Below are 25,535 nucleotides of genomic sequence, written 5' to 3'. Positions count from 1 at the left end.
GATCCGACGCCCTCCTCCTCCCCCATGCTTCATGATCTGGTCGCTGCCGCGCTAAAGGCCGGCGCCGACGCCGCCGAGGCCGTGGTCGCCCGCCGCCGCTCCCTGTCGGTCGGGGTCCGCAACGGCGAGCTGGAGGATGTCGAGAGCGAGGAATCGCGCGACCTGGGCCTGCGCGTCTTCATCGGGCGGCGTCAGGCCAGCGTCTCGGCCTCCGACCTGTCCGACGCCACCCGCGCCCGCCTGGTCGAGCGGGTCGTGGCCATGGCGAAACTGGCCCCGGAAGACCCCTATGCCGGTCTGGCGCCGCAGGACCGGCTGGCGCGCGGCGCCCTGCGCGACCTGGACCTGTTCGATCCGGCCGAGCGTAACGCCGCCGAGCTTGAAGCCGCCGCCGCCGAGGCCGAGGCCGTCGCCCTGGCCACCCCCGGCGTCGTCCGATCCGAAGGGGGCCATGCGGGCTTTTCCACCAGCGACTGGCGGCTGGTGACCTCACACGGATTCGACGGTGACTATCGCGGCAGCGTCTTCTCGCTGGGCGTCGGCGTCATCGCCGAAAAGGACGGCGCCATGGAACGCGGCAGCGAAAGCCGCGCCACCCGCCACCTGTCCGACCTGCCGGGCGCGCCCGGCATCGGCGAACTGGCCGGTCGCCGCGCCGTCGCCCGGCTGGGCCCGCGCAAGATCGCCTCGACCACCGCCCCCGTCATCTTCGAGAACCGTCTGGCGACCCAGGTGCTGTCGCCCCTGATCGGCGCCATCGCCGGCCCCGCCGTGGCGCGCGGCGTCTCCTTCCTGAAGGACCGGCTGGGCCAGGCGGTGCTGGCGCCCGGCGCGACCCTGGTCGACGACCCGTTCCGGCTGCGCGGCCTAGGCTCGACCCCCTTTGATGACGAGGGTGTGGCGGTCGAACGGCGCGAGATCGTTTCCGACGGCGTGCTCCAGACCTGGCTGCTGAACAGCGCCGCCGCCGCCCAGCTGGGGATGCAGACTACCGGCCACGCCTCACGCGGGCTGGCCGGACCGCCCGGCGTGTCCAGCCACAATCTGTATCTGGAGCCCGGCGAGCGCGATCTGAACGGCCTGATGGCTGATGCGGGCGCGGGCCTGCTGGTCACCTCGATGTTCGGCCCGTCGTTGAACCCCAACACCGGCGACTGGTCGGCGGGTGTCTCAGGTTTCTGGTTCGAGAACGGCCAGATCGCCTATCCGGTCAGCGAAGTGACGGTCGCGGGCAAGCTGATCGATCTCTACGCCCGGCTGCAGCGCGGTTCGGACCTGGAGTTCCGGGGCGCCTTCAACGTGCCCTCGCTGATGTTCGACGCCGTGGCCATCGCCGGGAAATGACCGACCTTTCAGACGATCTGGACCTGCTCCGACGCGCGGCATCGGCGGCGGGTGACCTGGCCCTGTCCGAGCGCGAGGCAGGCCTGAACATTCAGGCCAAGCCCGGCGGTTCGCCGGTGACCAGCGCCGACTATGCGGTCAATGACCTGTTGAAGGCGATGCTGCTGGAGGCGCGGCCCGACTATGGCTGGCTGTCGGAAGAGGACGTCGACACGCCCGACCGTCTGACCAGACGGCGCATCTTCGTGGTCGATCCGATCGACGGCACCGTCGCCTATATGAAGCGCAAGCCGTGGTGGTGCGTGCCAATCGCCGTGATCGAGGATGGCCGGCCCGTCGCCGCCGTCATCCACGCGCCCATGCTGAACGAGACCTATGAGGCGAAGCTGGGTGGGGGCGCCTTCCTGAACGGCGCGGTCATCACCGCCTCGGATGCAGAAACACTGGACGACGCCGCTGTTCTGGCCGACGTGCGACTGATGGAGGCGCGTGAATGGGCTGAGCCCTGGCCCCCCATGCGATTCGAGAAACGCAACGCCATCGCCTATCGCATGGCGCTGGTGGCGGCCGGCGCCTTTGACGCAGCCATCGCCCTGACGCCGCGCTGGGACTGGGACGTGGCGGCCGGCGCCCTGATCGCGGCCGAGGCCGGAGCGATCGTCACCGACCACCAGGGCGGCGCCTGGCGGTTCAACAAGGCCGATCCGCGACAAAGCAGCCTGATCTGCGCCGCGCCGGGGCTTCACCCGTTGATTGTCCGGCGCTGTGCGCCTATCCCGCTGGCCTCATAAGGGAGGGGGCCTCCCCAAACCGCCTTACGGACCCGACATGACCGCGCAAAACGACGTCCATCCCAAGCAACTGCTTCACCTCGTCATCGGCGGCGAGCTGCGTCACCTGACCACCAGCGACTTCCGCGACCTGTCCAAGATCGAATTCGTCGGCGCCTACGGCAGCTACGAAGAGGCCAAGGCCGCGTGGAAATCCCGCGCCCAGGCCACTGTCGACAACGCTCACATGCGCTATTTCATCCTGCACGCGCACAAGCTGATCGACCCGCGCCAGGACGCCTGATCGCCGCTTCCGCCGGGCGTTCAGGAACAGCGGGGCCGCTCGCACGCTTTCTTCTGTACCGTTTGATGCAGGAGAGAGACGCGATGACCCCGACTCTGATCGCCCTGGCCCTGGTGGTGGTGGCTGTCGCCGTGATCGCCTGGGTGACCCACCGCAAGACACGCGGCGACGCCACGCGTATAGACAGCGATCAGGACACGGCCTGGAACGACCCTGTCCATCCCGCCCCGCCGCACGAGAAACGTCCACCACGATGATCCTTTTCGGCCAGACTTTCGACGGCGTCCAGATCGCGGCTCTGGCAGGCTTGCTGGCGACGCTGGTGCTGTGGCTGGGCGCACTGCGCAACGAGCGGGCGCACATTCGCTGGTTCCGCCGGTGGGAGGCGGACCGTAAGGCCCGGCGCGACGCCGAGATCGCAGCCGACGATGCAACCCGCCCCGGGAAGGGTCCCTGGGGCTGAGTCGCTATTCGCGCTTCAGCAGCCGGTCCGTCAGCAGGCTACCCCACCACGACGCCTTGAATTCGGCCTTGATGGCCTTGGGGTCATAGGCGTCGCTCTCGACCCACTCCAGGAAGCCGACGCCGGTCGGTTCGACCTCGGCGACGTATTTCTCCAGCGTATAGTCCAGCACCCCGGTCAGGCCTTCGCGGCTGTGCAGCGTCCGCTTGCCCAGTTCTGCCATCGCGACCGAGATCGGCTCGCCCAGATGAAAATGGCGATAGAAGACGGCCATCATCCCCGCCCGGTCCGCGCCCGACTTGCAGTGGATCAGCGCCGGATACTGGACCGTGCGGAACAGGTCGCGCGCCCGCCGCACCCTTGCAGGCTCAGGAGGATCGCGCGAATCCAGCGGCGCATCGATCAGCGTCAAACCCAATCGCGCGCAGGCGTCGGCCTCCAGCGCATAATAGCTCTCGTCCCGCGCGCCGCGCAGGTTGATCACCGTCCGGATTCCACGCCTTTTCCACCACGCCAGTTGCCGCGGCGACGGCTGGTTGGTCCGCACCAGATCCGGTCCCAGCCAGTGCGCGTTGGTGAAGGCCGTGCGCAGGAAGGCGTGATCGCCCCAGAAATAGTCCCAGTACGCCTTGAACCGGCCCCCGGGCGTCGTCAGATCGAACCGCGCCATGAACCGGGAGATAGCGATGATTTCCCCCGCCGTCACCGTCCGGGCGCCACGCCCGGCTTGACTTGCAGCCTCCACCGTCCGACCGAGAGCCGATGACCGACGCCACGCCCGCCGCGCGAACCGACGACCGACTGCGCCCGCTGCTGGCGCGGATCTGGCGCGACTATCTTTCGCGGCACAAGACCGCGCTGTTCGTCTCCATGCTGTGCGCCGGTCTGGCGGGCGGGCTTTCGGCCCTGCTGCTGAAGCTGCTGGAACCGGCGATCAACGGCCTGTTCGTCCAGCAGGACGCGGCGATGACCCTGTGGGGCGTCATCGACATTCCGCCGGGCAAGGCGCTGCTGTTCATCCCCCTGGCCATCGTGGCGGTGGCGCTGTTCCGCACCCTGGCCTCTCTGGGGCAGGCGGCGCTGGTCAACCGGCTGGGGCACGGCATCGTCGGCGACATTCAGGTGCGGCTGTTCGCGGGCATGATCCGCGCCGACCTGGCCCGGCTGCGCAGCCAGCATTCGGGCGCCTTCGTCTCGTCCGTCCTGTTCGACGCCAACATGGTGCGCGAGGCCTTCACCACCGGCGTGGTCAACTATACCCAGCACGCCCTGACCCTGCTGGCGGTCATCGTGTCGATGGCCTTCATCGACTGGCGGCTGACGCTGGTGGTGCTGCTGGGCATTCCGGCCGTGGCCCTGATCCTGCGCCGCTTTGGCGCCAAGACGCGCAAGGCCGCGCGGGGCGCCATGCACGAGACCGAGAACCTCTCCACCGCCCTGATGGAGAATCTGGACGGCGTCCGCCTGATCAAGATCGAGAACCGCGAGGCGGCCGAGGAAGCCCGCGTGGCTGAGGTCGTTTCCCGCCGCCAGCGCCATATCATCAAGGGCGCCGACGCCCGCGCCTTCGCCGGACCGTCCAGCGATCTGGTCGCCATGGGCGTGGTCGCCGCCGTCATGGCCTATGCGGGTTTCCGGGCCCAGTCGGGCGAGATGACGGTCGGGGGTTTCGCCGCCTTCATCGGCCTGTTGCTGGCGGCGGGCCAGTCGCTGCGTCAGGTGACGAACCTGGCCAACGTCATGGCCGAGGGCCTGACCGCGGCACGCCGCCTGTTCGGCGCCCTGGACATCCAGCCCGAGATTCGCGAGGTCGCCGCCCCCGCTCCCCTGCCCGAAGGGCCGCTGACCGTCGCCCTGGACCACGTCTCCTTCGCCTATTCCGCCGACGCCCAGGCGCCGACCCTGACCGATGTGTCGATCACGGTGAAACCGGGCGAAACGGTCGCCCTGGTCGGCCCGTCCGGCGGCGGCAAGTCGACGATCCTGTCCCTGCTGCCGCGCTTCTATGACGTGACGGCGGGGGCCGTGACGGTGAACGGCCGCGACATCCGCGAGCTGGGCCTGCACGACCTGCGCGACCGCATCGCCCTGGTGACGCAGGAGCCGTTCCTGTTCGACGACACCATCGCCGCCAACATCGCCTATGGCCGCGCCGGGGCCACCGCCGAACAGATCGTCGAAGCCGCCCGCGCCGCCGCCGCCCACGACTTCATCGCGGTCTTGCCCGACGGCTACGCCACCCGCGTCGGCGAGGCGGGCCTGCGCCTGTCCGGCGGCCAGCGCCAGCGCATCGCCATCGCCCGCGCCTTCCTGAAGGACGCGCCCATCCTGCTGCTGGACGAGGCGACCAGCGCCCTGGACACCGAGAGCGAGGCCCTGGTCCAGGCGGCGCTGGAGCGGCTGATGACCGGCCGCGCCACCCTGCTGATCGCCCACCGCCTGTCGACGGTCCAGAACGCCGACCGCATCTATGTCATCGACGCCGGCCGCGTCGTCGAACAGGGCAACCACCCCGCCCTGGTCAAGAAGGGCGGCCTCTACGCCCGCCTGGCCAAGCAACAGTCGCTGGACGGCGACGCCTCCTCCATAGCGACCGTCGCATGAGGCCCCTGCGCAATCCGGTGGTTCAGACCTTCCTGGCCCGGCTGTTGGCCTGGTGGATGGGGTTCTGCTTCGCCACCATCCGCTGGACGTACGAAGGACGCGACGCGGCCGAGGCGATCTGGAAACAGGGCGGCGGCGTTCTGGTGGTCTTCTGGCACTCGCGGGTGGCGCTGGGGTCCGCCTCCTGGCCCGCCCACGGCACGCCGACGCGGGCCATGGTGTCCTTGAGCCCCGACGGAGAATTCTTCGCCAAGGCCCTGGCCCATCGCGGTTTCCCTTCCATTCGCGGCTCGTCCGCCAACAAGGACAAGGCCGACCGGGCCAAGGGCGGCTCGCACGCCCTGCGCGAGGGTCTGCGCCAGCTCAAGGTGGGCGGCCTGGCCATCACCCCCGACGGCCCGCGCGGCCCCGCCCGCCAGATGGCCGAGGGCCTGCCCGTGCTGGCCAAACTGTCCGGTGCGCCGGCCATGCTTATCGGCGTCTCGTGCAAGCCGGCGATCCGGTTGAACAGCTGGGACCGCGCCGTCCTGCCCCTGCCGTTCGGGCGCGGCGCCATCGTCTATGACGCCGCCTGGTTTCCCAAGGGCGCCGCAATGGACGACGTCGTGCGCGACTGGACCGACCGCCTGACCGCCGCCGAGGTCCGCGCCGACGAAATCACCGGGCTGGAGCGTGTCTGACGTGGTCGCCGGTTTCAGCCCTGCCCTGACCGCCTATCGCCTGCTGACACGTCTGCTGGAGCCGCTGGCGCCGCGCCTGCTGGACGCCCGCGCGCGTCAGGGCAAGGAAGACACCGAGCGCGTCGATGAACGTCTGGGCCTGACCCGCGCCGAACGCCCCGACGGCCCGTTGATCTGGCTGCACGGCGTCAGCGTCGGCGAGGCTCTGTCGATCCTGCCGCTGGCCGAGCGCCTGCGCCGCGATCGGCCCGACGTAAGCGTGCTGGTCACCACCGGCACCCTGACCTCGGCCCGCGTGCTGGCTCAGCGCCTGCCCCCCGGCGTCATCCACCAGTTCGCCCCGGTGGACGGCCCCCGCGCCGTCGCTGCCTTCCTGGACCACTGGCGGCCTACGCTGGGCGTGCTGGTCGAGAGCGAGCTGTGGCCCAACCTGCTGCTGGAGGCGAAGAAGCGCGACGTCGCCCTGGCCCTGGTCAGCGCCCGCATCACCGAAAAAACCGCCGAGGGCTGGCGCCGCTTTCCCGCCCTGGCTCGCCGCCTGACCGGCGCCTTCGACCGCGTCTATCCGCAGGATCAGGTCTCGGCCGACCGCCTAACGGCCATGGGCGCCCGCGTGGACGGTCATGTGAACCTGAAACTGTCCGGCGAGCCCTTGCCGTATGACAAGGCCGTCTTCGCCGCCCTGTCGGCGCGCATCGGCGACCGCCCCGTCATCGTCGCCGCCAGCACGCACGAAGGCGAAGAACTGGCCATCGCCGCGGCCCTGTCTGCCCTGCCCGGCGCGCCCATGCTGATCCTGGTCCCACGCCACCCGGAACGCGGCGCCTTGATCGCCGAACGCTTGCGTCAGTCGGGCTACGACGTGGCGCGGCGCAGCCTGAACGAACCGCTGACCGAGCGCGACCGCCTGTATCTGGCCGACACCCTGGGCGAACTGGGCCTGTTCCTGCGGCTGGCCGATGTGGTGGTCATGGGCGGCTCCTTCGCCCCGGCCCTGGGCCTGCCCGTCGTCGGCGGCCACAATCCGCTGGAGCCCGCCCGCCTGTCCAAGCCGGTCATCGGTGGCCCCGACGCCACCAACTGGGCCGGCGTCGCCGCCCTGCTGGAGGAGGCGGGCGGCATGACGCGTGTGGCCGCGCCTGCCGACCTGCCCGCCGTGATCGCCGCCTTGTTGACCGCGCCCGCCGCCGCCCGCGACATGGGCGAGCGTGCGCGCCGCGCCGCCGCCGAGGCCGCCTCGGGTCTCGATCGCCTGACCCCGGCCCTGACGGCGCTGCTGCCCCCGCCCGCACGGAGGCGCGCATGAAGCTATCCACCCCCCGCTGGTGGTATCGCCGCGATCGCCGCCATGCGCCGATGACGCGGGTGCTGCTCAAACCCGTCTCGTGGATCTGGAGCGCCGCCACCGCCCGCCGCATCGCCCGCGCGGCCCCGGTCGATCCGGGCGCGCCCGTCATCTCCATCGGCAATCTGACCGTCGGCGGCTCGGGCAAGACGCCGGTCGCGCGCGAGACCCTGCGCCTGCTTCGGGACGCGGGGATCGACGCTCACGCCCTGTCGCGCGGCTACGGCGGGCGGCTGGAAGGTCCCGTCCGCGTCGACCTGGCTGTCCATGACGCCGAGGCCGTGGGCGACGAACCGCTGATGCTGGCCAAGGGGTCGCCCGCCTGGATCGCCCGCGACCGCTTGGCCGGCGCCCGCGCCGCCGTAGACGCCGGGGCTCAGGCTCTGGTGCTGGACGACGCCCATCAAAACCCGACGCTGAAGAAGGCGCTCAGCCTGATCATCGTGGACGGCGAGACGCGCGACGACGAATGGCCCTTCGGCGACGGCTCGGTCTTCCCCTCCGGCCCGATGCGCGAGCCGTTGAAGGCCGGGTTGGCCCGCGCCGACGCCGTGGTGATCCTGCTGCCTGCCGACCTGCCCGACGCCGACTCCGAACTGGTCGCGACCTTCGGCGACCGGCCCGTCTTCATCGCCCGCCTGCTGCCCGACGGCCCGCCGCCGTCCGGCCCGCTGGTCGCCTTCGCCGGCATCGCCAAGCCGTGGAAGGTCGAACAGGCGTTGAAGGCCGCCGGGTGCGACCTGGTCGACTTCGTCCCCTTCCCCGACCACGCCGCCTATTCCCCCGCCGATCTGGCGCTGCTGGCCGACCGCGCCGCCGTCTTCGACGCCGGTCTGGTCACCACGGAAAAGGACTGGGTCCGTCTGCCGCCCGACTGGCGCGACCGCGCCGTGTCGTGGCCGGTCACGGCCCGCTTCGACGACGAAGCGGCTTTCGCGGCCCTGCTGCAAACCGTCGTTGGTCGAACGAAATAGGTTCCCACCGGTAACGCGACTGTGACCTCCCGATCCAGGGGCGGCTTGAGAACCGACGGCCCCCCACCTCATCGAACCCCGTCATCCGATTTGACTAGCAATATCAACGACTGACCAGAGCGTGGCTTCACCAATCGGCCGTTTCGCCCCCATCACGGCGGCGGCATCGGGCCAAGCGTCACCGGGCCAATCTCCCGCGCTTCGGCTCAGGAAGCCACGGCGCAGGTTGAACCGCGCGGCCCCGGTGTGAAACAAACCGCTACATCGGGTGAACAAGAACGGGCGTAGGCATGCGACTGGCGAGACGGGGGTTCATTCTGGGCGGCGCGGCGCTGGTCGCCGGTTGCGCATCGGCGTCGCAGGTGGCCCGGCCCGTGACCACCGCCCTGGTCGTTCCGCCCCCGCCCCTGCCCTCGGCGCCGCCCGTCACGGTGGCGCATATTCCGGTGCCCGCCATCGATCCGACCGGCAAGGTGCGCAAGGATCTGATGGAGCGCGCCCGCGCCGCCCTGGACACACACAAGGCCAAGATCACCCATCGCGACCGCATGTACCTGGTCGACTTCCAGAAATTCTCGGGCGAGGAGCGATTCTACGAGGTCGACCTGATCAGGGGCGACGTCACGGCCTTCCGTACCTGCCACGGCCGAGGCTCCGACCCGCGCCACTCCGGCTTCGCCCAGAGCTTCTCCAACCAGCCTGATTCCCACATGTCGTCAGTCGGCGCCTTCGCCACCGCCGGGGCCAGCTGGGGTTCGCAGCAAGGGCCCAACGTCCTGCTGGACGGTCTGGAATACTCCAACGATCGCGCCCGGGATCGCGCCATCATCATCCACGGCGCGGACTACGCCGACCCGGACTTCCTGGCCCGTGAGGGCAAGCTGGGTCGCAGCTACGGCTGCTTCTCCGTCGCCCACGCCGATCTGCCCGGCCTGCGCGAACGCATGGGCGACGGCCGCCTGCTGTTCGCCGCGGCCTGACGCGCCCTTAGCGGGGCTCCAGCGCCCGCCAGCCGATGTCGGAGCGGTGGAAGCCGCCGGGCCAGTCGATCTGGCGGATGGCGGCATAGGCCCGCTCGCGCGCCTCGGTGATGTCGGCGCCCTCGGCGCAGATGTTCAGCACCCGGCCGCCCGCCGCGATCAGCGTGCCGTCGTCCCGGCGCTTCGTCCCGGCGTGGAAGACCTGGACGTGCGGGCCGAAATCCTGTTCCGCGCCGCGAATGGTCGAGCCTTCCAGCGGACTGTCGGGATAGCCCTTGGCCGCCATGACCACGCAGATCACCGTCCCCGGCTTGAACTCCGGCGGCGGCAAGCGCGAAACATCCCCGCGCGCGCAGGCCAGCAGATAGGGCACTATGTCCCCGGCGAAGCGCATCATCAGCACCTGGCATTCCGGGTCACCGAAGCGGGCGTTGAACTCGACCACCTTGGGGCCTTCGCTCGTCGCCATCAGGCCGACGTACAGCACCCCGCGATAGGGCGCGCCCTCGGCCTGCATGCCGCGCATGGTCGGCTGGACGATGCGGTCATTGGCTTGTTTGACGAAGTCGGGCGTGAACACCGGCGCAGGCGAGTACGAGCCCATCCCGCCCGTATTGGGGCCCAGGTCGCCGTCGAAGGCGCGCTTGTGGTCCTGCGCCCCGCCGAACAGCAGCGCCTGTTTCCCGTCGCACAGGGCGAACAGCGAGCCCTCCTCGCCGTCCATGAACTCCTCGATCACGACGCGCGATGCTGCCGAGCCGAAACGGCCGCCCAGCATCCGCTCGATCTCGGCCTCGGCGTCGGCGCGGTCGGGGCTGATGGCCACGCCCTTGCCCGCCGCCAGGCCATCGGCCTTGATCACATAAGGCGGCTTGAACACGTCCAGCGCAGCCTTGGCCTCGTCGACCCGCTCATAGACGCCATAACCGGCGGTCGGAATGTCGTGCCGCTCCAGAAAAGCCTTGGAGAAGGCCTTGGAGGTCTCCAGCTGGGCCGCCTTCTTCGTAGGACCGAAGCACGGGATGTTCGCCGCCGCCAACCGGTCGGCCAGCCCCTGCTCCAGCGCCGTTTCGGGGCCGACCACGACCAGGTCCGCACGAATGTCCCGCGCCAACGCCGTCAGGCCTTCGGCATCCGTCGCCTTCAGATCGGTGCGCAACTCCCCCAGCCGCGCCATGCCGGGGTTGCCGGGCGCGATGACGAGCCGCTTTACCAGCGGTGACTGGGCGATCTTCCAGGCGAGGGCGTGCTCGCGCCCTCCCGAACCGACGAGGAGGATGTTCATCCGGGCGGAATGACCGCGCAGACGCCCGGGGTCAAGGCGTGGAAAAGGTTAGCGCGCTGCGTTCGGCGTCCAGGCCGGCAACGCCTGCAACTGGGCGGCCGTCAGATTGGTGGTCAGGTCCACGTCCGCGCCGCTGTTCCGGGCGATGGAGCGCAACTGGTCGATCGGCACGACGACCTTGGGATCGCCCGGCCCTTCCAGCTCGACCACGATGTGCGTCGCCTTGCCCGCCGGGTCCAGCACCAGGGTGTCGACCTCGCCCAGTTTGGTGTTGGTCGAGGACAGGATATCGGCGTCCTCCAACTGCTGGCGTGTCATGCCCATGGCGACGGCGGTCCGGGTTGTGGCGGTGTCGGCGCGGGTCTCGCTGACCGGGGCCGGGGCCTCGCCTGCGGCCGGCGCCTGCACCACATCGTCAGTCGTATCCGAACAGGCGGCGGCGGTCAGGGCGGCGGCCGACAGGGCGGCGACAAGGGCGATACGGTTCATCAAAATCTCCACGGATTCACGTCAGGACGGCCGAGGCCACATAGATCACCACGCCCAGCAGGATCAGCGCCCCGATCACCAGCCAGGGGCTGATCGTCGGGTTGTTGCTGCGCCGCGACAACGCTTCGTCCTCGGGACTGCGCTCGTCAGGATCAATGATCGGCGGCTCGGGTGACATGCAAAGGCAACGAGCGCGGCTCGTCACCGTTCCCGCCTGCGACAACCCGCGCTAGGATCACGTCATGAGCGACGACTCCTATGTGTTCGAGGGCCCGGCCGAGGCGCCCGCCGCCGCGCGCGACAACAATCCGCCGCTGTCGATCTCGGAACTGTCGTTCGCGCTGAAACGCACGCTCGAGGACCGGTTCGGCCACGTCCGGCTGCGGGGCGAGATTTCCAAGGTCAATCGCCACGCCTCGGGCCACGTCTATCTGACGCTCAAGGACGACAAGGCCGCTATCGACGGCGTGGTCTGGAAGGGTCAGGTCCGCGGCCTGGGCGCCCAGCCCGAGGCGGGACTTGAGGTCATCGTCACCGGCAAGATCACCTCCTACCCGGCCCGCTCCAGCTATCAGATCGTCATCGAGACGATGGAGCCCGCCGGCGCCGGCGCCCTGCTGGCCCAGCTGGAGCGGCTCAAGGAGCGGCTGCGCGGCGAGGGCCTGTTCGAGCCGTCGCGCAAGAAGCCCCTGCCCGCCTTCCCGGCCGTGATCGGCGTGATCACCAGCCCGACCGGCGCGGTGATCCGCGACATCCTGCATCGCATCGCCGAACGCTGGCCCTGCCATGTCATCGTCTGGCCCGTAGTGGTGCAAGGCGACGCCGCCTGCGGCCAGATCTCGACCGCCATCCGGGGCTTCGACGCCCTGCCCGCGACCGGCGGCCCGGTCCCGCGCCCCGACCTGCTGATCGTCGCGCGCGGCGGCGGCTCGGTCGAGGACCTGTGGTGTTTCAACGACGAGGGTCTGGCCCGCGTGGTGGCCGAAGCCCGTATCCCGATCATCTCGGCCGTGGGGCACGAGACGGACACCACCCTGATCGACTTCGTCTCGGACCGGCGCGCGCCCACCCCGACCGGCGCGGCCGAGATCGCCACCCCCGTGCTGGCCGACCTGCGCTACGCCCTGTCCGATCTGGATCGGCGGCTAATCCACGCCGGCGGCCGCTTGATCGAGGACCGCCGCACCCGCCTGCGCGCCACCGCCCGCGGCCTGCCCGCTCGGCCCGAGGATCTGCTGGCCCTGCCGCAGCAACGGCTGGACCACGTCGCCAGCCGTCTGGGCTCGGGCCTGCAACGCAACGTCGCCCTGCATGAGCGGCATCTGGCCGTCGCCGCCGGCCGGCTGACGCCCGGCCTGCTGCGCGCGCGGCTGGAACGGGGCCAGGACCGGCTACGCGGCGCCGGCGACCGGCTGGGCGCCGCACTTCAGGCCGGCGTCGCCCGGCACGAGCGCCGCCTGCTGCAGGTCTCCGGCCGCCTGTCGCCAGCGCCCCTGCATCACCGCCTGGACCAGCGCCAGTCGCGGCTTGAGGGGCTGGCCGCGCGCCTCGACGCCGTCGTCCCTCGGCGTCTTGAAAAGGACCGGGACCGCCTCGCCGCCCTGGCCCGCGCCCTGGCCAGTCTGGATCCCGCCCGGCCCAAGCCCGGGTTCGCCCGGGTCGAGGATGCGGACGGGGGATGGATCACGGCGGCCGCCGCCCTGTCGCCCGGCCAGGCCGTAAGCATCGTCTTCCCCGACGGCGCGCGCGGCGCGATGATCGACGGCGACGGGACCCCCGCGCGCCCTGCGGCCGCCGCCCCAACCACTCCGCGCCCTGCATCTCGCCCAAAGCCCACCGCCCCCGGCCAGGGCGACCTGTTCTGAGACGTCCATGACCGACCCTGTCGAGGCCGTGCTGCATTATGGCGACGGCGAGTTTGCGGTGCTGAAGGCCGGACGCTTCGTTCGTTGCGTAATCAGCGGCGTCGAAATCCCCCTGCCCGCCCTGCGCTACTGGTCGGTGGAGCTACAGGAACCGTATCTCGGTCCAACGGAACTCTTGGCGCGGCTCGCGCGCTGATGGACCCCCGCCCCTTTGGCCCCTACAAGGCCGCAAGCTTTCCGTCCGGTTTCCTCAATGTCCGCCCTTCAGTCGCTTCAGGTCCTGCTCGTCGATGACAACGCCCACATGCGGGCGATCACGGCGGCGATCCTGCAATCCGCAGGCGTGCGCGGCATTCGCGAGGTCGAGGACGGCGCCGCAGCCTTGCAGAGCCTGCGCGAGGCGCCGGCCGACCTGGTCATCGTCGATTTCAACATGACGCCCCTGAACGGGGTCGAGTTCACGCGGCTGGTGCGCACCGCCGGCGACAGTCCCAATCCCTATCTGCCGATCATCATGATGACCGGCCACGCCGAACGCGCCCGCGTGACCGAGGCGCGGGATGCGGGCGTCACCGAATTCATGGTCAAGCCGATCACCCCGCGCGCCCTGCTGCAGCGGATGCAGGCGGTGATCTTCCACCCCCGCCCCTTCGTGCGCACCGACAGCTATTTCGGCCCCTGTCGCCGACGCCGCGACTCGGTCGGCTATACCGGGCCGTTCCGGCGTGTCACCGATCAGGTCTCGGCGGACTCCAGCGCCCGGTAAACCTTGTCCGGCCAGCGCTTGTGGACCCAGAACCAGTCCACCGGCCGTTCACGCACCCGCTCCTCGACGAATGTGGTGACCGCCTGCACGCCGGCCGCGATGTCGGCCGTCCGATGGCCGGTCGAGGGCGGGGTGATCGGCTCGTGCACCGTCAGACGGAACCGCGCCCCGTCCAGCCGCACTACCGACAGCGGCTGCAACACCGTTCCAAATCGCATGGCCAGCCGCGTCGGCCCCGGCGCGGCGTTCACCGGCTGCCCAAAGAACATCACCTCGGGTCCTTCCGAGAATTTCTGGTCGTTCATCAGGGCCGCAGACTCGCCGCGCTGCAATCCGACCAGCAGCTCCCTGGCCCCGTCGCTGCCCTTGGGGGCGAACAGCTCGACCCCATAGCGCGCCCGATTCCGGCGAATGATGGCGTCGACATAGGGGTTGTTGGTGGGGCGATAGGTGATCTGGCACCGGATCCCGGCGCTCAGGATGGCCGAGGCCATGACCTCGAAATTCGCCATATGGCCCGTGACGAACACCACCGGCTTGCCCGACGCGCGGATCGCCTCGAACCGCTCGGCGCCGACGATCTCGACCCGGCCCGACGCCGGCGTCAGCCGGTCCATCAGCGCCGTTTCGGCGAATGTGCGGCCCGTCTGTTCCCATTGATCGACGGCCAGCCGCTCGCGCTCATCCGCCGCCATGTCGGGAAAGGCGATGCGCAGGTTGCGCATGACCGTCCTGTGCGTCCCGGTCAGCGGCCCCAGCGTCTTCAGCAGCCAGCCGCCCAGCGCCGACGCCCGGTCCAACCCCAGCAGACGCAGCACCGCGATCAGCCCGGAAAAGCCGACCGCTTCCAACCGCCAGGCGATGTCCTGGCCCAGTCCGTGCTTTTTGCCGTCACCAGGCAATGGTGATCCCGCCGTCCACCACCAGCGTCTGCCCGGTCATGTAGGACGACGCCCTGGACGCCAGATAGACGGCCGCCCCGGCCATCTCGTCCGGCTGGCCGATCCGCTTCAGCGGCGCCGGCTCGGTCACCTGTTTCAGCAGTTCGGGGTTCTCCCACAGGTATTTGGCGAAGTCGGTCTGGACCAGGCCCGGCGCGATGCAGTTCACCCGCACCCCCTGCGCGCCCCATTCGACCGCCAGATTGCGCGCCAGCTGCATGTCCGCCGCCTTGGAGATATTGTAGGCCCCGATCAGGGCGTTGCCGCGCAGGCCGCCGATCGACGAGACGATGATGATCGACCCGTCTTTCCGCTCCAGCATCTGCGGCGCGACCATCTGGATCAGCCAGTGGTTCGACACCACATTGTTCTGCAGGATCTTGCCGAACTGCTCGTCGTTGATGCCGCCCATCGGCCCGGCATAGGGGTTGGTCGCGGCGTTGCAGACCAGCACGTCGATCCGGCCCCAGGCCTTCATCGTCTCATCGACCAGCCGTTGCAGGTCCTCTTTCGACGCGATGTTGGCGGTCACGGCGATGGCGCGATCCGCCCCATACTTACCGTTGATCTCGGCGGCGACCTCTTCGCATGGTCCGGCCTTGCGCGAGGAGATGACAACGCGGGCGCCGTGCTCGGCCAGGCGCTCTGCAATGGCCTTGCCAATGCCCCGCGACGAGCCCGTGATCACAGCGACCTTGCCGGTCAGGTCGAACAATTCCATGCGTTAACCTCCTTTACGGTCCGTTTCTTCCCGCGGACCCTAGCCGTTGTGCTCTGATACCCTGATACTCAGGCGATTCCATCCGGGAAGGCGGCTCGAACCGTACCGATGCGCAAGATTACCTCCGGCTTCCTGTTCTTCGCCTATCTGTTCATGGCGATGACCGTCGGCGCCTTCATCTGGCGCGCGGGTCTGGGCGCCGGTGCGGGCGTGGCGGCGGGCCTGGGCGGCTTCGCCCTGCTGGCGACCCTGCACGTCTTCGTCACCGGGTCGTCCGAGCGCCGCGCGCTGAAACGCGAGATCGATCAGGTCCGCGAGGCGCATCGCCTGCTGGCCGACGCGATGGAATCGACCCAAGGTGCCCTGACCGAACTGGCTCAGGCGATCGAGACCGGCGCCCTGTCCACGACCGAGGCCCTGTCGGGCGAGGTGCGGATGCTGGAATCCCTGGTCCAGCAGATGAGCGACAGCATCGACGAACGGCTGACCACCGCCGCCGTCATGCCCCCGGCCAACAGCTTCGAGGCCCGGCGCATCCATCAGTCGAACGCCTTGCTACAAACCGTCCACGACGCCCTCAGCGAAAACCGCGTCGACCTGTATCTGCAGCCGGTCGTCAGCCTGCCTCAGCGCCGCACCATCTTCTACGAAAGCTTCACCCGCCTGCGCGACGCGGGCGACCGGGTGCTGATGCCGGCCGAATACCTGTCCATCGCCGAGGGCGAGGGTCTGGTGCCCGCCATCGACAACCTGCTGCTTTTCCGCTGCGCCCAGATCGTGCGCCGTCTGGCGCGTCAGGATCGCAAGGTCGGGGTGTTCTGCAACGTCTCCCTGTCCTCGCTGGCGGACGAGACCTTCTTCCCGCAGTTCCTCGATTTCCTGAGCGAAAACCGCGACCTGAACCAGGCGCTGATCTTCGAACTGGGCCAGGCGGCGTTCGACGCGCGCGGCGCGATCGAGGCCCGCAACATGGCCAAGCTGGCCGACCTGGGCTTCCGCTTCTCGATCGACAAGGTCCAGACCCTGGACCTCGACTTCGCCGACCTGCAGCGCTCGGACGTGCGTTTCCTCAAGGTGTCGGCCGAGCTGCTGATCGAACAGTTGCTGGATCTGGACGGCGGCGCCCCGCTGACCAGCCTGCCCGACATCCGCGCCGCCGACTTCGCCGGCCTGACCCGTCGCTATGGGGTCGAGGTCATCGCCGAAAAGGTCGAGACCGAACGCCAGATCGTCGACATCCTCGAACTGGACGTCGCCATGGGCCAGGGCCACCTCTTCGGCGAGCCCCGCGCCATCAAGGAACAGGTCCTGGCCGAAACCGACCCCCCCGCCGAATTCCTGCGCACCACGCTGAAGTCGGCAGAGAAGCGTCGCAGGCACTAAGAGTCCTTCTCCCCTCGGGGGAGAAGGTGGCTTGCGGAGCAAGACGGATGAGGGGGCCGTCGGCCTCACACTCATCATCAAACGTCCCGCACGGCGACAGAGACCCCTCATCCGAGCGCCTCCGGCGCCCACCTTCTCCCCCAAGGGGAGAAGGATTCAGCGGTGCGACTCCATCCACCGCACCGCGTCGGCGTCACGCGCCGACAGCTCCGGATAGTCCGGATCCGAACCGACGTCCGGCACCCGCCGCCACGAGCGGGCGCATTTGGGGTGCGAAGATTTAGCAAATGCGACAGCCACAAACGGGGCATCCGGATGACGGAAGGCTTCGAACGGACCTTCGCCATCTCTGAATTCAATCCCGCTTACGATAAAGAAATCGGCGGCATCTTGCTCGTCTGCAAACCACGTACGGGGGTCCGCAGCTTCACTGAACCCTGCGGCAGAGCGATCTAGATAAACTACAGGCCAAGCCTCAAGGCTCGATCCGATTAGCTTTTCAGTGCGGGCTTTTTCCAATGCGCCCATGATTGCAGATCGCACTTCGGAATGTCGGCGCCAAGAGAAGGCAGCCGTATCGCTTTCCCATTCACCGGGCGTCTCCGGGATCACCCGGGCACAGTTGGTGCCCGCGTCGGGGAAGCGCGTCGTCCACGCCTCGTCCATGGTGAACGGGGTCAGCGGCGCCAGCCAGGCGGTCAGGCGCATGAACACTTCGTCCATGACGGTGCGGACGGCGCGGCGCTTCACGCTGTCGGCGCGGTCGCAGTACAGGCTGTCCTTGCGGATGTCGAAATACAGCGCCGACAGGTCGCCGGAGCAGAACTCCAGCACCGGCCGCACCACGTCCTGGAAGCGGTATTCGGCGTAGGCCTGACGCACCTGTGCATCCAGTTCCCACAGGCGGTGCAGGATGAATTTTTCCAGCGGCGGGAACTGCGCATAGTCGGTCAGGCGCTCGGCCTCGTCGAAGCCGTTCAGCGCGCCCAGCAGATAGCGGACCGTGTTCCTCAGCTTGCGATAGGCGTCGACCGTGGTCTGCAGGATCTGCTTGCCGATGCGCTGGTCGTCCGAATAATCGACCAGGGCGACCCACAGGCGCAGGATATCGGCGCCCGACTCCTTGATGACCGTCGCCGGGTCCACGGTGTTACCCTTGGACTTGGACATCTTCTCGCCGTTCTCGTCCAGCGTGAAGCCGTGGGTCAGGACGGCGTCGTAGGGCGCCCGACCGCGCGTGCCGCAACCTTCCAGCAGCGACGACTGGAACCAGCCGCGATGCTGGTCCGACCCTTCCAGATACAGGTCCGCCGGCCAGTGCGACGGGCGGTCGCCGGTGTATCCCTTGGCCGGATCGCGCGCCTCCAGCGTAAAGGCGTGGGTCGAGCCGCTGTCGAACCAGACGTCCAGGATGTCGGTCACCTTCTCGAACCGCTCCGGATCGTGGGCGCCCAGGAAGTCGGCGTCCGGCGCGCTGAACCACACGTCGGCCCCGCCCTTGGCCACCGCCGCGACGATACGGGCGTCGACCTCGGGGTCGTGCAGCGGCTGGCCGGTCTGCTTGTCCACGAACATGGCCAGCGGCGTGCCCCAGGCCCGCTGACGGCTGATCAGCCAGTCGGGCCGTCCCTCGACCATGCTGCGGATGCGGTTCTTGCCGCCCGCCGGGTGGAAGGCGGTGGCGTCGATGGCGTTCAACGCCCGGTCGCGCAGCGTGCCGTCATTGTCCAGCGGGTCATCCATGCGGATGAACCACTGCGGCGTGTTGCGGAAGATGATCGGCGCCTTGGAACGCCAGCTGTGCGGATAGGAATGCTCCATCCGGCCGCGCGCCAGCAGGGCGCCCGCCTCGATCAGCTTTTCCATCACCGCGCCGTTGGCGGGACCGAATTTGCCGGTCTTCTTGCCCTCGGTCTCCAGCACCTTCAGGCCGGCGAACAAGGGGACGTGGTCGTAATAGGCGCCGTCCGGATCGACCGTGTCCGGCACCTCGCGATGACCGTGGGCTAGCCAGACGGCATAGTCGTCGGCGCCGTGACCGGGCGCGGTGTGCACAAAGCCCGTGCCCGCGTCGTCGGTGACGTGATCGCCCGCCAGCAGCGGCACCGAGAAGCCGTAACCGCTGTCCAGCGCGGCCAGCGGGTGGGCGCACTCCAGCCCCGACGGGTCGATGTCATAGACGCGGGTGAAGGCCGCGACCTTGGCCGCCTTGAACACATCCTCGGCCAGCTTGTCGGCGATGATGAAGCGGTCGCCCGGCTTGGCCCACGGCTCGAACTCCAGCCCCTCCTCCATGGCCGTGACCTCGTACAGGCCATAGGCGATGTCGGGGCCATAGCTGATGGCGCGGTTGGCCGGGATGGTCCACGGCGTGGTGGTCCAGATCACCACCGACGGCGTCGCCGCGCGGAAGGTCAGCAGGTCGTCCGGATGGCTGTCGGTCGCGCCGACGACCGGGAATTTCACCCAGATCGTGGGCGACACATGGTCATGATACTCGACCTCGGCGTCGGCCAGCGCCGTGCGCTCGACCGGCGACCACATGACGGGCTTTGACCCGCGATACAGCTGGCCCGAGTTCTTGAAGCGATGGAACTCGGCCACGATCGCCGCCTCTGACGCGAAGTCCATGGTGGCGTACCGGTTGGCGAAGTCGCCCGTGATGCCCAGGCGCAGGAACTGGTCCCGCTGCAGATCGATGAACTTGCCCGCATATTCGCGGCAGGCGGTGCGGAATTCCTCCTTCGACACCTCGTCCTTGCGGCGGCCCTTGGCGCGATACTGCTCCTCGATCTTCCATTCGATCGGCAGGCCGTGGCAGTCCCAGCCGGGGACGTAGTCGACGTCATAGCCCAGCAGGAAACGCGACCGGACGACGAAGTCCTTAAGCGTCTTGTTCAGCGCATGGCCAATGTGGATGTCGCCGTTTGCATAGGGCGGGCCGTCGTGCAGGACATACAGCGGCGCCTTCTGCGACTGACGCAGTTTGCGCAAGGTTCCATACAGGTCGCCCCACTGCTCCAGGATCTCCGGCTCCTTCTTCGGCAGCCCCCCCCGCATCGGGAACGGCGTGTCGGGCAGGAAGACCGTATCGCGATAGTCGCGGCCGGTTGCAGCGTCGGGGGTGTCGGTGGCGTCGGCCATGAAATGTCTTTTCGTCTTGTCGCGCGCCGCGTTCGCGGCGGCGTGTCGAGCGTCAGTCTAGCGTGAAGGCGCCGCGCGGCCCATGCCCGTCAATCGGCGGGGCCGTCGTCTCGGCGAAGCGGTCCGAAATCATCCCGACGTGCGCGGGGCAAACAGCCCTGCGGCGCTACGCCGGGCGGCTAATCGAAATCGGACGGATCACGCGAACGGTCATGACCGCACCGGATAGCAGGGCGCAGGGGCGGACGGAAGGCCCACACCTCTTTCGTCATTCTCCGACTTAATCGGAGAACCCGGTCTGCGCCGCTGCGCGGCTTGCCGGAGAATGACGAAAGGAGGAGAGGTGGCCGCCTCTAAAAGGAATCGCCATGACCACGGACGACGACAGACACCTGGCCCGCTATCGCGACGCGCGCACCACCGCCCTGTTCCGCCTGGACATGATCGCCCGCGGCGCCCAGCTGACCTACGAAGACGGCACGCCCATCGACATGGCGTCCGAGAAGGCCCGTCTGGAAGCCATCGTCGCCGACATGGATCGCCGGATCAGGGCGTTGGAGGAGCGGGCGACTTAGCCCTTTCTGACCCTCTCCCGGCGGGAGAGGGCTTGAGGCTCGCAGAGCGCAGCGATGCGCCAAGCCGAAAGGGTGAGGGGTTACAGCGCCAAAATCGGTGAGGTTCCAACCCCTCACCCGACCGCGCCAGGACGACGGCTGCGCCGTCGTGCGCGTTCTCCCTCTCCCTATGGGAGAGGGTCGGCGGACGTCTTACTCAACGCCGCCCGCGCCGCCTTTGCATCCGTGTCGATCTGCACCTTCAGCGCCTCCAGCCCGTCGAACGCCATCTCTCCCCGCAGGAAGGCGACCAGTTCGGTCTCGACGACCTGCCCATACAGGCTTTCGTCGAAGTCGAAGAGCCAGACTTCCAGCAGCGGCTGCTCGATCTGGAACATCGGCCGGACGCCCAGGTTGGCGACGCCGTCGATGACTCGCCCGTCCGGCAGACGTGTCCGCGTGCCGTAAACGCCGTAAGCCGGGCGCATATAGTCGCCCAGGGCGATGTTGGCCGTCGGCACGCCGATGGTGCGGCCGCGCTTGTCGCCGTGGATCACCGTGCCCTGGATAGCGAAGGGGCGGCCCAGGATGGCGCGGGCGCGGTCCATGTCGCCGGCGGCCAGCGCCTCTCGCACCGCGCTGGACGACAGTTTCAGGCCGGACGCATCGTCCAGTCGCTCGGTTACCGACACCGTAAAGCCCAGCCCCTCGCCATAGCGGCGCAGCGCCTCGGGCGAGCCTGAGCGACCCTTGCCGAAGGTGAAGTCGAATCCGACGGCCGCGTGAACGATGCCCAGCCCTTCGGCCAGCACGCGGCGGGCGAACTCTTCATCGCCCATGGCCGCCATCTCGGCGTCGAACGGGATCAGATACAGGCGATCCACGCCCAGCGGGGCCAGGGCGCGGGCCATCTGGTCCGGCGTCATCAGGCGGAACGGCGCCGCCTCCGGCTGGAACAGGCGGCGGGGATGCGGGTCAAAGGTGACAACGCCCACGGGCGCTCCTGGCGGCGCACCCAGCCGCTCGGCGGCGGCCCTGGCCTCGGCGATGACGGCCTGATGGCCTCGGTGGACCCCGTCAAAGGCGCCAACCGCGACGGCGGCGCCCTTTTGCGCCGGGCTCAAGGCCCGCCAGTCGTGGATCACCTCCACGGCGGCGTCAGGCCTTCTTGCGGCGGCGCGGGACGCGGACGACGGCCACGCCGTCCATGATCAGCTTGCCCTCGACAAAGCCCTCGCAGGCCAGGGTGACGCGCGCGCTTTCCTGATCGACCTCGGTGACGCTGATGCGGATATCGACCGTGTCGCCAATCCGCACCGGCAGGTGGAAGGCCAGGGTCTGGGAGATATAGATCGCGCCCGCGCCCGGCAGGATGGTGCCCACCACCGCCGAGCCGAACGACGCCGACAACAGGCCGTGGGCGATGCGCCCGCGATAGGCGGTCTTGGCGGCGAACGCCTCGTCCAGATGCACCGGGTTGAAGTCGTCCGACGCCTCGGCGAACAGGCGGATGCGCTCTTCGGTGACATGAACGGCCTTCTCGGCGGTCATGCCGACGAACAGCTCTTCAAGGATATAGCCGCCGGAGGGGTGCTTCTGGACGATCTGAGTCATGCAGGGGCTTTAGACGCCGTGTGCTGAATTGGCGAGCCTCACCACACCAGATCCAGCGCGGCGTAGCGGGCATAGGTCGTTTCGGCGTGCAGCAGGTCGGCGGCGCGGGCGGGATCCAGCGCGCCGTCCACCCCCTTGGCCTTGTCGCCATGGATGCCCTGGGCGATGAAAAGGCAGTCCAACGCCTGCTGGTTGGCGCCCAGCACATCGGTCACCACGCCGTCACCGATGCACAGCACGCGCGAACGATCCACCGCGCGGCCCAGCAGACCCTCCGCCTCCCTGATCGCCAGATCGTAGATCGGGCCGAACGGCTTACCCGCCATGACCACGCGGCCCCCCAGCGATTCGTAGAGATCGGCCAACGACCCGCCGCAATAGATCAGCTTGTCCCCGCGCTGGACCACCCGGTCGGGGTTGGCGCAGATCAGCTCCAGATCGCGTTCCGCCCCGGCGGCCAGCACATCGCGATAGTCTTCGGGCGTCTCGACATTGTCGTCGCGCGGCCCGGTGACCGAGATGAAGGCGGCCCCGGCGGCGCCGTCGGCCGTGGTCAGGCCCAGGCCGTCATACAGCGGCCAGTCGCGGTCGGGGCCGATGATCCAGACCGGACCGGGGGCGCGCCGGGCCAGCTCGGCCCGCGTCGCATCGCCCGACGTGACGAAGGCCTTCCAGCTTTCGCGCGGCACACCCAGGCCGTCCAGTTGCGCCACCACATCCGACGACGGGCGCGGCGAGTTGGAGATCAGCACCACATGACCGCCCTGCTGATTGAAGCGGGTCAGCGCCTCACAGGCCGTCGGCCAGCTTTCGCGGCCGTTATGGATCACCCCCCATACGTCGCAGAGCAGAACGTCATAATCGCCTGCGACGGCGGACAGATGCGGCAGGGCTTTGGGTGTCTGGGAGGAAAGGCTCATGCTGCGGTCTTAGCGGCCTTCGGCGACGGGGTGAACCGGCCCACGCATCCGCCGCCAGAAACTCTCACGGTTTCAACAGGCGTTGCCTTTCTCGCAACGATCGGCCTGCCGCTCTCCATGGCTGTGCGATCCTGTGGATCTCGGGCGGTCACGACCCGATTTCAGACTAATCAGACTATTCAGACCCAGTTTTTTCACCCGCGCCTGTCTGCTTTCCACGCGGCGACAGCCAGAAACCGCCCCGCCCCTTTCCCTCTCGCCCCGCTTCCTGCTAACCGGCGTCTGACATGAAGATTTTCCGCCTCGCCATCGCCGCCTTCGGTTTCGCCCTGGTCGTCATCGTTCTGGACCAGTTGACCAAGGCCTGGCTGCTCAGCGCCATCGACGTGGCGCACATGGACCAGATTCCGTCCGGCTATCTGATCCACACGGTGATCGAGCCGATCTTCCGCATCAGCTTCGTGCGCAACGACGGCGTCAGCTTCGGCCTGTTCGGCGGCGGTTCGGCGCGCTGGGGACTGACGGTCTTTTCGCTGATCATCTCGTGCGTGCTGGGCTGGTGGGCGCTGAAGGCGGACCGCCGGCTGCTGATCACCGCCATCGGCTTCGTCATGGGCGGCGCCTTGGGCAATGTTATCGACCGGATCCGCTTCGGCTATGTGGTCGATTTCCTGGATTTCTCGGGCACCGGGATTTTCCCCTGGGTGTTCAACATCGCCGACGCCGCCATCTCGATCGGTGTGGTTCTGTTGATACTGGACAGCTTCCTGTCAGAACGCCGTGAGGCGGTTGGCGCGGCCCCCGAAAAGTCGTAATCAGACAGTCAAACCTCTATCCAGAGTGCGCCGTGGCGCGCCCCCGGAGTCGAACTGAACACCATGCGAATTCGTCGTGCCGCCGTCCTGACCCTCGTCGTCGCCTCGGCCCTTTCGGCCGCCGCGTGCAGCACCAGCCAGCGCCAGGCCATCGGCCTGACCAAGGTCACGCCTGACGAATTCCTGACCGTCTCAACCGCCCCGCTGACCGTCCCGCCGGAATACGGCCTGCGCCCGCCGTCGCCCGGCGCCCCGCGTCCGCAGGAGCTTGCCCCTGAAAGCGCCGCTCGCCAGATCCTGCTGGGCCAACGCCAGGCTGTGACCCGCACCGATGGTGAACAGGCCCTGGTCGCCATCGCCGGCGCCGAGCGCGCCGACCCGCTGGCCCGCTATGTCGTCGATGACGAGTTCGGCGACCTGGCCCATAAAGAAGAAGGCTTCGCCCAGCGTCTGATGTTCTGGCGCAAGGACGATCCCTCGACCCAGACCGCCACCACCAGCCAGACCGCCGAGGGCGCCCTGACCATCGACGCCGCCTCGGAACAGGAGCGCCTGCGCGCCCTGACCGGCAACGGTCAGATCACCGTGACCCCGCGTCGCGAGAGCCGCTTCAAGCTGCCGGGCCTCTAGGCCACTTCTTCACCCTATGTCGGAACGGCCCGGACCTCGCGTTCGGGCCGTTTGCGTTTCAACCCTTGGCCGCCCCTGCCCTCAGGCCACGCTCGGCCAGGGCCACCGCCGCCACGCCGGCCATGGTCATGGCCGCGCCGAACAGGATCTGCGGCGTCAGCACATCGCCCATGAAGCCCCAGCCGATGGCCATGGACACCACGGGCGCGGCCAGCAGATAGGGCGTCACCCGCCCCGCCTCGCGCCGCTGCACCAGCCAGAACACCAGGCTGGTCGCCAACACCGACGACACCAGCCCCGCCCACACCACGGTCGACCACACCAGCGGCGTCGCCGCCGTCATCTGCGCCGCCTGCCCGTCCTCGAACAGGACCGAGGCCGCCGCCAGCGTCGGCAAGGCCGTCAGCGCCAGCAGGCCCTGCATCTTCAGTGGCGGAATCGAGGTCGTGCGCCGCGCGATGACCGTCACCAGCGCCCACGCCGCCCCTGCGCAGGCGCCCAGCAGGATGCCCTTCCAGTCCTCGAGTGCATGCGGGTCCAACGCCATCCAGGCCACGCCCAGGAAGGCCAGCCCCATCCCCGCCAGCGCCGCCTTCGACAGGCGCTCGCCCAGCAGGACGAAGGCGAACAGGGTGGTGAAGGGGATCCACAGTTGCGACGCCACCGACACCGGGCTGACGTCCCGCGCCAGCCAGAAGGCCGTGTAGATCAGGCCATAGTGCAGCGGCCCGCCCACCAGCACGATGATCAGCAGGCTCCTCCAGTTCGGAAACGGCGGCCGCACAAACCACACCAGACAGGCGGCGGCTATGGCGAACCGCAGCGTCGCCACCAGCAGCGGCGACATCACCTCGGTCGCCACCTTGGCCCCGGCGTTGTTCACGCCCCAGATCACGACCACCGCAATGATGGCCGCGATCTCCAGCGAGGTCAGGCGGTGGGGT

At 68.8% G+C, this 25,535-nt stretch carries 28 protein-coding genes; 17 read left to right on the top strand and 11 right to left on the bottom strand.

Annotated elements, in window-relative coordinates; all coding sequences use genetic code 11:
- Positions 1-24 precede the first annotated feature (24 nt).
- From EON91_RS02965 to EON91_RS02945, 5 genes are all read left to right on the top strand, one after another.
- Positions 25-1,344 carry a metallopeptidase TldD-related protein gene (locus EON91_RS02965; protein WP_292091492.1) on the top strand — a complete coding sequence of 440 codons (1,320 nt, stop codon included), beginning with the start codon at positions 25-27 and terminating at the stop codon, positions 1,342-1,344.
- Entirely contained in the window at positions 1,341-2,135 is a 795-nt protein-coding gene (locus EON91_RS02960; RefSeq protein ID WP_292091490.1) for a 3'(2'),5'-bisphosphate nucleotidase CysQ, read from the top strand. Before EON91_RS02965 ends, EON91_RS02960 begins: the two co-directional genes overlap by 4 nt.
- 37 nt (positions 2,136-2,172) lie before the next feature.
- Entirely contained in the window at positions 2,173-2,418 is a 246-nt protein-coding gene (locus EON91_RS02955) for a DUF4170 domain-containing protein (protein WP_292091489.1), read from the top strand.
- A gap of 83 nt (positions 2,419-2,501) precedes the next feature.
- On the top strand, positions 2,502-2,675 hold the full coding sequence (locus EON91_RS02950; protein ID WP_292091487.1) for a hypothetical protein: 174 nt from the start codon (positions 2,502-2,504) through the stop codon (positions 2,673-2,675).
- A complete protein-coding gene (locus EON91_RS02945; protein ID WP_292091486.1) occupies positions 2,672-2,881 on the top strand; it encodes a hypothetical protein in 210 nt (69 codons plus the stop codon). The genes EON91_RS02950 and EON91_RS02945 overlap by 4 nt, the downstream gene beginning before the upstream one ends.
- Before the next feature lie 4 nt (positions 2,882-2,885).
- Here the strand turns inward: EON91_RS02945 and EON91_RS02940 are convergent, their stop codons facing one another.
- Complete coding sequence (locus EON91_RS02940; RefSeq protein ID WP_292091547.1) at positions 2,886-3,551, bottom strand: sulfur transferase domain-containing protein; 666 nt, start codon at positions 3,549-3,551, stop codon at positions 2,886-2,888.
- Between the two features lie 92 nt (positions 3,552-3,643).
- Between EON91_RS02940 and EON91_RS02935 the strand changes: the two genes are divergently transcribed.
- From EON91_RS02935 to EON91_RS02915, 5 genes are all read left to right on the top strand, one after another.
- On the top strand, positions 3,644-5,485 hold the full coding sequence (locus EON91_RS02935; RefSeq protein WP_292091485.1) for an ABC transporter ATP-binding protein: 1,842 nt from the start codon (positions 3,644-3,646) through the stop codon (positions 5,483-5,485).
- Entirely contained in the window at positions 5,482-6,165 is a 684-nt protein-coding gene (locus tag EON91_RS02930) for a lysophospholipid acyltransferase family protein (protein ID WP_292091484.1), read from the top strand. The genes EON91_RS02935 and EON91_RS02930 overlap by 4 nt, the downstream gene beginning before the upstream one ends.
- Positions 6,158-7,471: a 3-deoxy-D-manno-octulosonic acid transferase gene (locus EON91_RS02925; RefSeq protein ID WP_292091483.1), complete on the top strand. Its 1,314-nt coding sequence runs from the start codon at positions 6,158-6,160 to the stop codon at positions 7,469-7,471. The genes EON91_RS02930 and EON91_RS02925 overlap by 8 nt, the downstream gene beginning before the upstream one ends.
- Positions 7,468-8,484: a tetraacyldisaccharide 4'-kinase gene (gene lpxK, locus EON91_RS02920; RefSeq protein ID WP_292091482.1), complete on the top strand. Its 1,017-nt coding sequence runs from the start codon at positions 7,468-7,470 to the stop codon at positions 8,482-8,484. The genes EON91_RS02925 and lpxK overlap by 4 nt, the downstream gene beginning before the upstream one ends.
- A gap of 290 nt (positions 8,485-8,774) precedes the next feature.
- Entirely contained in the window at positions 8,775-9,464 is a 690-nt protein-coding gene (locus EON91_RS02915) for a murein L,D-transpeptidase catalytic domain-containing protein (RefSeq protein WP_292091480.1), read from the top strand.
- 7 nt (positions 9,465-9,471) lie between these two features.
- Here EON91_RS02915 and purD read toward each other — a convergent pair whose 3' ends face one another.
- From purD to EON91_RS02900, 3 genes are read right to left on the bottom strand one after another with little or no spacing between them, the layout of a single operon-like run.
- Positions 9,472-10,749 carry a phosphoribosylamine--glycine ligase gene (gene purD, locus EON91_RS02910; protein ID WP_292091479.1) on the bottom strand — a complete coding sequence of 426 codons (1,278 nt, stop codon included), beginning with the start codon at positions 10,747-10,749 and terminating at the stop codon, positions 9,472-9,474.
- A 48-nt stretch (positions 10,750-10,797) separates the two neighbouring features.
- Positions 10,798-11,238, bottom strand: coding sequence for a PRC-barrel domain-containing protein (locus EON91_RS02905; RefSeq protein ID WP_292091478.1), 441 nt, complete (start codon positions 11,236-11,238; stop codon positions 10,798-10,800).
- 16 nt (positions 11,239-11,254) lie between these two features.
- Positions 11,255-11,416 carry a hypothetical protein gene (locus tag EON91_RS02900; protein ID WP_292091477.1) on the bottom strand — a complete coding sequence of 54 codons (162 nt, stop codon included), beginning with the start codon at positions 11,414-11,416 and terminating at the stop codon, positions 11,255-11,257.
- A gap of 64 nt (positions 11,417-11,480) precedes the next feature.
- Between EON91_RS02900 and xseA the strand changes: the two genes are divergently transcribed.
- From xseA to EON91_RS02885, 3 genes are read left to right on the top strand one after another with little or no spacing between them, the layout of a single operon-like run.
- Positions 11,481-13,103, top strand: coding sequence for an exodeoxyribonuclease VII large subunit (gene xseA / locus EON91_RS02895; protein ID WP_292091476.1), 1,623 nt, complete (start codon positions 11,481-11,483; stop codon positions 13,101-13,103).
- A gap of 7 nt (positions 13,104-13,110) precedes the next feature.
- Positions 13,111-13,299: a DUF2093 domain-containing protein gene (locus EON91_RS02890; RefSeq protein WP_292091474.1), complete on the top strand. Its 189-nt coding sequence runs from the start codon at positions 13,111-13,113 to the stop codon at positions 13,297-13,299.
- A gap of 57 nt (positions 13,300-13,356) precedes the next feature.
- A complete protein-coding gene (locus EON91_RS02885; RefSeq protein WP_292091473.1) occupies positions 13,357-13,869 on the top strand; it encodes a response regulator in 513 nt (170 codons plus the stop codon).
- On the opposite strand, the gene EON91_RS02880 is transcribed toward EON91_RS02885, so the two are convergent.
- Complete coding sequence (locus tag EON91_RS02880; RefSeq protein WP_292091472.1) at positions 13,839-14,771, bottom strand: lipid A biosynthesis acyltransferase; 933 nt, start codon at positions 14,769-14,771, stop codon at positions 13,839-13,841. The genes EON91_RS02885 and EON91_RS02880 overlap by 31 nt on opposite strands.
- Complete coding sequence (locus EON91_RS02875; RefSeq protein WP_292091469.1) at positions 14,761-15,531, bottom strand: SDR family oxidoreductase; 771 nt, start codon at positions 15,529-15,531, stop codon at positions 14,761-14,763. Before EON91_RS02875 ends, EON91_RS02880 begins: the two co-directional genes overlap by 11 nt.
- A 108-nt stretch (positions 15,532-15,639) precedes the next feature.
- On the opposite strand from EON91_RS02875, the gene EON91_RS02870 reads away from it, so the two are divergent.
- Positions 15,640-16,914 (top strand): EAL domain-containing protein, encoded by a 1,275-nt coding sequence (locus tag EON91_RS02870; protein WP_292091468.1) that lies wholly within the window; start codon positions 15,640-15,642, stop codon positions 16,912-16,914.
- 156 nt (positions 16,915-17,070) lie between these two features.
- Here EON91_RS02870 and ileS read toward each other — a convergent pair whose 3' ends face one another.
- Positions 17,071-20,058 (bottom strand): isoleucine--tRNA ligase, encoded by a 2,988-nt coding sequence (gene ileS, locus EON91_RS02865; RefSeq protein WP_292091467.1) that lies wholly within the window; start codon positions 20,056-20,058, stop codon positions 17,071-17,073.
- A 368-nt stretch (positions 20,059-20,426) separates the two neighbouring features.
- On the opposite strand from ileS, the gene EON91_RS02860 reads away from it, so the two are divergent.
- On the top strand, positions 20,427-20,633 hold the full coding sequence (locus EON91_RS02860) for a hypothetical protein (RefSeq protein ID WP_292091466.1): 207 nt from the start codon (positions 20,427-20,429) through the stop codon (positions 20,631-20,633).
- A 167-nt stretch (positions 20,634-20,800) separates the two neighbouring features.
- Here EON91_RS02860 and EON91_RS02855 read toward each other — a convergent pair whose 3' ends face one another.
- Genes EON91_RS02855 through EON91_RS02845 form a run of 3 tightly spaced genes read right to left on the bottom strand, consistent with a single transcriptional unit; the run spans position 20,801 to position 23,146 of the window.
- Positions 20,801-21,763 carry a bifunctional riboflavin kinase/FAD synthetase gene (locus EON91_RS02855; RefSeq protein ID WP_292091465.1) on the bottom strand — a complete coding sequence of 321 codons (963 nt, stop codon included), beginning with the start codon at positions 21,761-21,763 and terminating at the stop codon, positions 20,801-20,803.
- Between the two features lie 7 nt (positions 21,764-21,770).
- The gene (locus EON91_RS02850) at positions 21,771-22,217 is read right to left on the bottom strand and encodes a MaoC family dehydratase (RefSeq protein WP_292091545.1); all 447 of its coding nucleotides are present in this window, start codon (positions 22,215-22,217) and stop codon (positions 21,771-21,773) included.
- A 47-nt stretch (positions 22,218-22,264) separates the two neighbouring features.
- Entirely contained in the window at positions 22,265-23,146 is an 882-nt protein-coding gene (locus EON91_RS02845) for a TIGR01459 family HAD-type hydrolase (protein ID WP_292091464.1), read from the bottom strand.
- A 287-nt stretch (positions 23,147-23,433) separates the two neighbouring features.
- Here EON91_RS02845 and lspA point away from each other — a divergent pair, with 287 nt between their 5' ends.
- A complete protein-coding gene (lspA, locus tag EON91_RS02840; protein WP_292091463.1) occupies positions 23,434-23,961 on the top strand; it encodes a signal peptidase II in 528 nt (175 codons plus the stop codon).
- 63 nt (positions 23,962-24,024) lie between these two features.
- On the top strand, positions 24,025-24,591 hold the full coding sequence (locus EON91_RS02835; RefSeq protein WP_292091462.1) for a DUF3035 domain-containing protein: 567 nt from the start codon (positions 24,025-24,027) through the stop codon (positions 24,589-24,591).
- A gap of 58 nt (positions 24,592-24,649) precedes the next feature.
- Here the strand turns inward: EON91_RS02835 and EON91_RS02830 are convergent.
- The coding region (locus EON91_RS02830; protein WP_292091460.1) for a DMT family transporter at positions 24,650-25,535 on the bottom strand (886 nt) is incomplete at its 5' end.

It is taken from the genome of Brevundimonas sp. (genome assembly GCF_004210735.1).
In the GTDB taxonomy this organism is placed as follows: Bacteria; Pseudomonadota; Alphaproteobacteria; order Caulobacterales; family Caulobacteraceae; genus Brevundimonas.
The sequence above is the reverse complement of the archived record's forward strand: the minus strand, read 5'-3'. Positions and strand labels throughout refer to the sequence as shown.

Bases quoted from the DNA above. Each gene is read 5' to 3' on its own strand.
- EON91_RS02965 (WP_292091492.1), top strand. From the start codon at position 25: ATGCTTCATGATCTGGTCGCTGCCGCGCTAAAGGCCGGCGCCGACGCC.
- EON91_RS02960 (WP_292091490.1), top strand. From the start codon at position 1,341: ATGACCGACCTTTCAGACGATCTGGACCTGCTCCGACGCGCGGCATCG.
- EON91_RS02955 (WP_292091489.1), top strand. From the start codon at position 2,173: ATGACCGCGCAAAACGACGTCCATCCCAAGCAACTGCTTCACCTCGTC.
- EON91_RS02950 (WP_292091487.1), top strand. From the start codon at position 2,502: ATGACCCCGACTCTGATCGCCCTGGCCCTGGTGGTGGTGGCTGTCGCC.
- EON91_RS02945 (WP_292091486.1), top strand. From the start codon at position 2,672: ATGATCCTTTTCGGCCAGACTTTCGACGGCGTCCAGATCGCGGCTCTG.
- EON91_RS02940 (WP_292091547.1), bottom strand. From the start codon at position 3,551: ATGGCGCGGTTCGATCTGACGACGCCCGGGGGCCGGTTCAAGGCGTAC.
- EON91_RS02935 (WP_292091485.1), top strand. From the start codon at position 3,644: ATGACCGACGCCACGCCCGCCGCGCGAACCGACGACCGACTGCGCCCG.
- EON91_RS02930 (WP_292091484.1), top strand. From the start codon at position 5,482: ATGAGGCCCCTGCGCAATCCGGTGGTTCAGACCTTCCTGGCCCGGCTG.
- lpxK (WP_292091482.1), top strand. From the start codon at position 7,468: ATGAAGCTATCCACCCCCCGCTGGTGGTATCGCCGCGATCGCCGCCAT.
- EON91_RS02915 (WP_292091480.1), top strand. From the start codon at position 8,775: ATGCGACTGGCGAGACGGGGGTTCATTCTGGGCGGCGCGGCGCTGGTC.
- purD (WP_292091479.1), bottom strand. From the start codon at position 10,749: ATGAACATCCTCCTCGTCGGTTCGGGAGGGCGCGAGCACGCCCTCGCC.
- EON91_RS02905 (WP_292091478.1), bottom strand. From the start codon at position 11,238: ATGAACCGTATCGCCCTTGTCGCCGCCCTGTCGGCCGCCGCCCTGACC.
- EON91_RS02900 (WP_292091477.1), bottom strand. From the start codon at position 11,416: ATGTCACCCGAGCCGCCGATCATTGATCCTGACGAGCGCAGTCCCGAG.
- xseA (WP_292091476.1), top strand. From the start codon at position 11,481: ATGAGCGACGACTCCTATGTGTTCGAGGGCCCGGCCGAGGCGCCCGCC.
- EON91_RS02890 (WP_292091474.1), top strand. From the start codon at position 13,111: ATGACCGACCCTGTCGAGGCCGTGCTGCATTATGGCGACGGCGAGTTT.
- EON91_RS02885 (WP_292091473.1), top strand. From the start codon at position 13,357: ATGTCCGCCCTTCAGTCGCTTCAGGTCCTGCTCGTCGATGACAACGCC.
- EON91_RS02875 (WP_292091469.1), bottom strand. From the start codon at position 15,531: ATGGAATTGTTCGACCTGACCGGCAAGGTCGCTGTGATCACGGGCTCG.
- EON91_RS02870 (WP_292091468.1), top strand. From the start codon at position 15,640: ATGCGCAAGATTACCTCCGGCTTCCTGTTCTTCGCCTATCTGTTCATG.
- ileS (WP_292091467.1), bottom strand. From the start codon at position 20,058: ATGGCCGACGCCACCGACACCCCCGACGCTGCAACCGGCCGCGACTAT.
- EON91_RS02860 (WP_292091466.1), top strand. From the start codon at position 20,427: ATGACCACGGACGACGACAGACACCTGGCCCGCTATCGCGACGCGCGC.
- EON91_RS02845 (WP_292091464.1), bottom strand. From the start codon at position 23,146: ATGAGCCTTTCCTCCCAGACACCCAAAGCCCTGCCGCATCTGTCCGCC.
- lspA (WP_292091463.1), top strand. From the start codon at position 23,434: ATGAAGATTTTCCGCCTCGCCATCGCCGCCTTCGGTTTCGCCCTGGTC.
- EON91_RS02835 (WP_292091462.1), top strand. From the start codon at position 24,025: ATGCGAATTCGTCGTGCCGCCGTCCTGACCCTCGTCGTCGCCTCGGCC.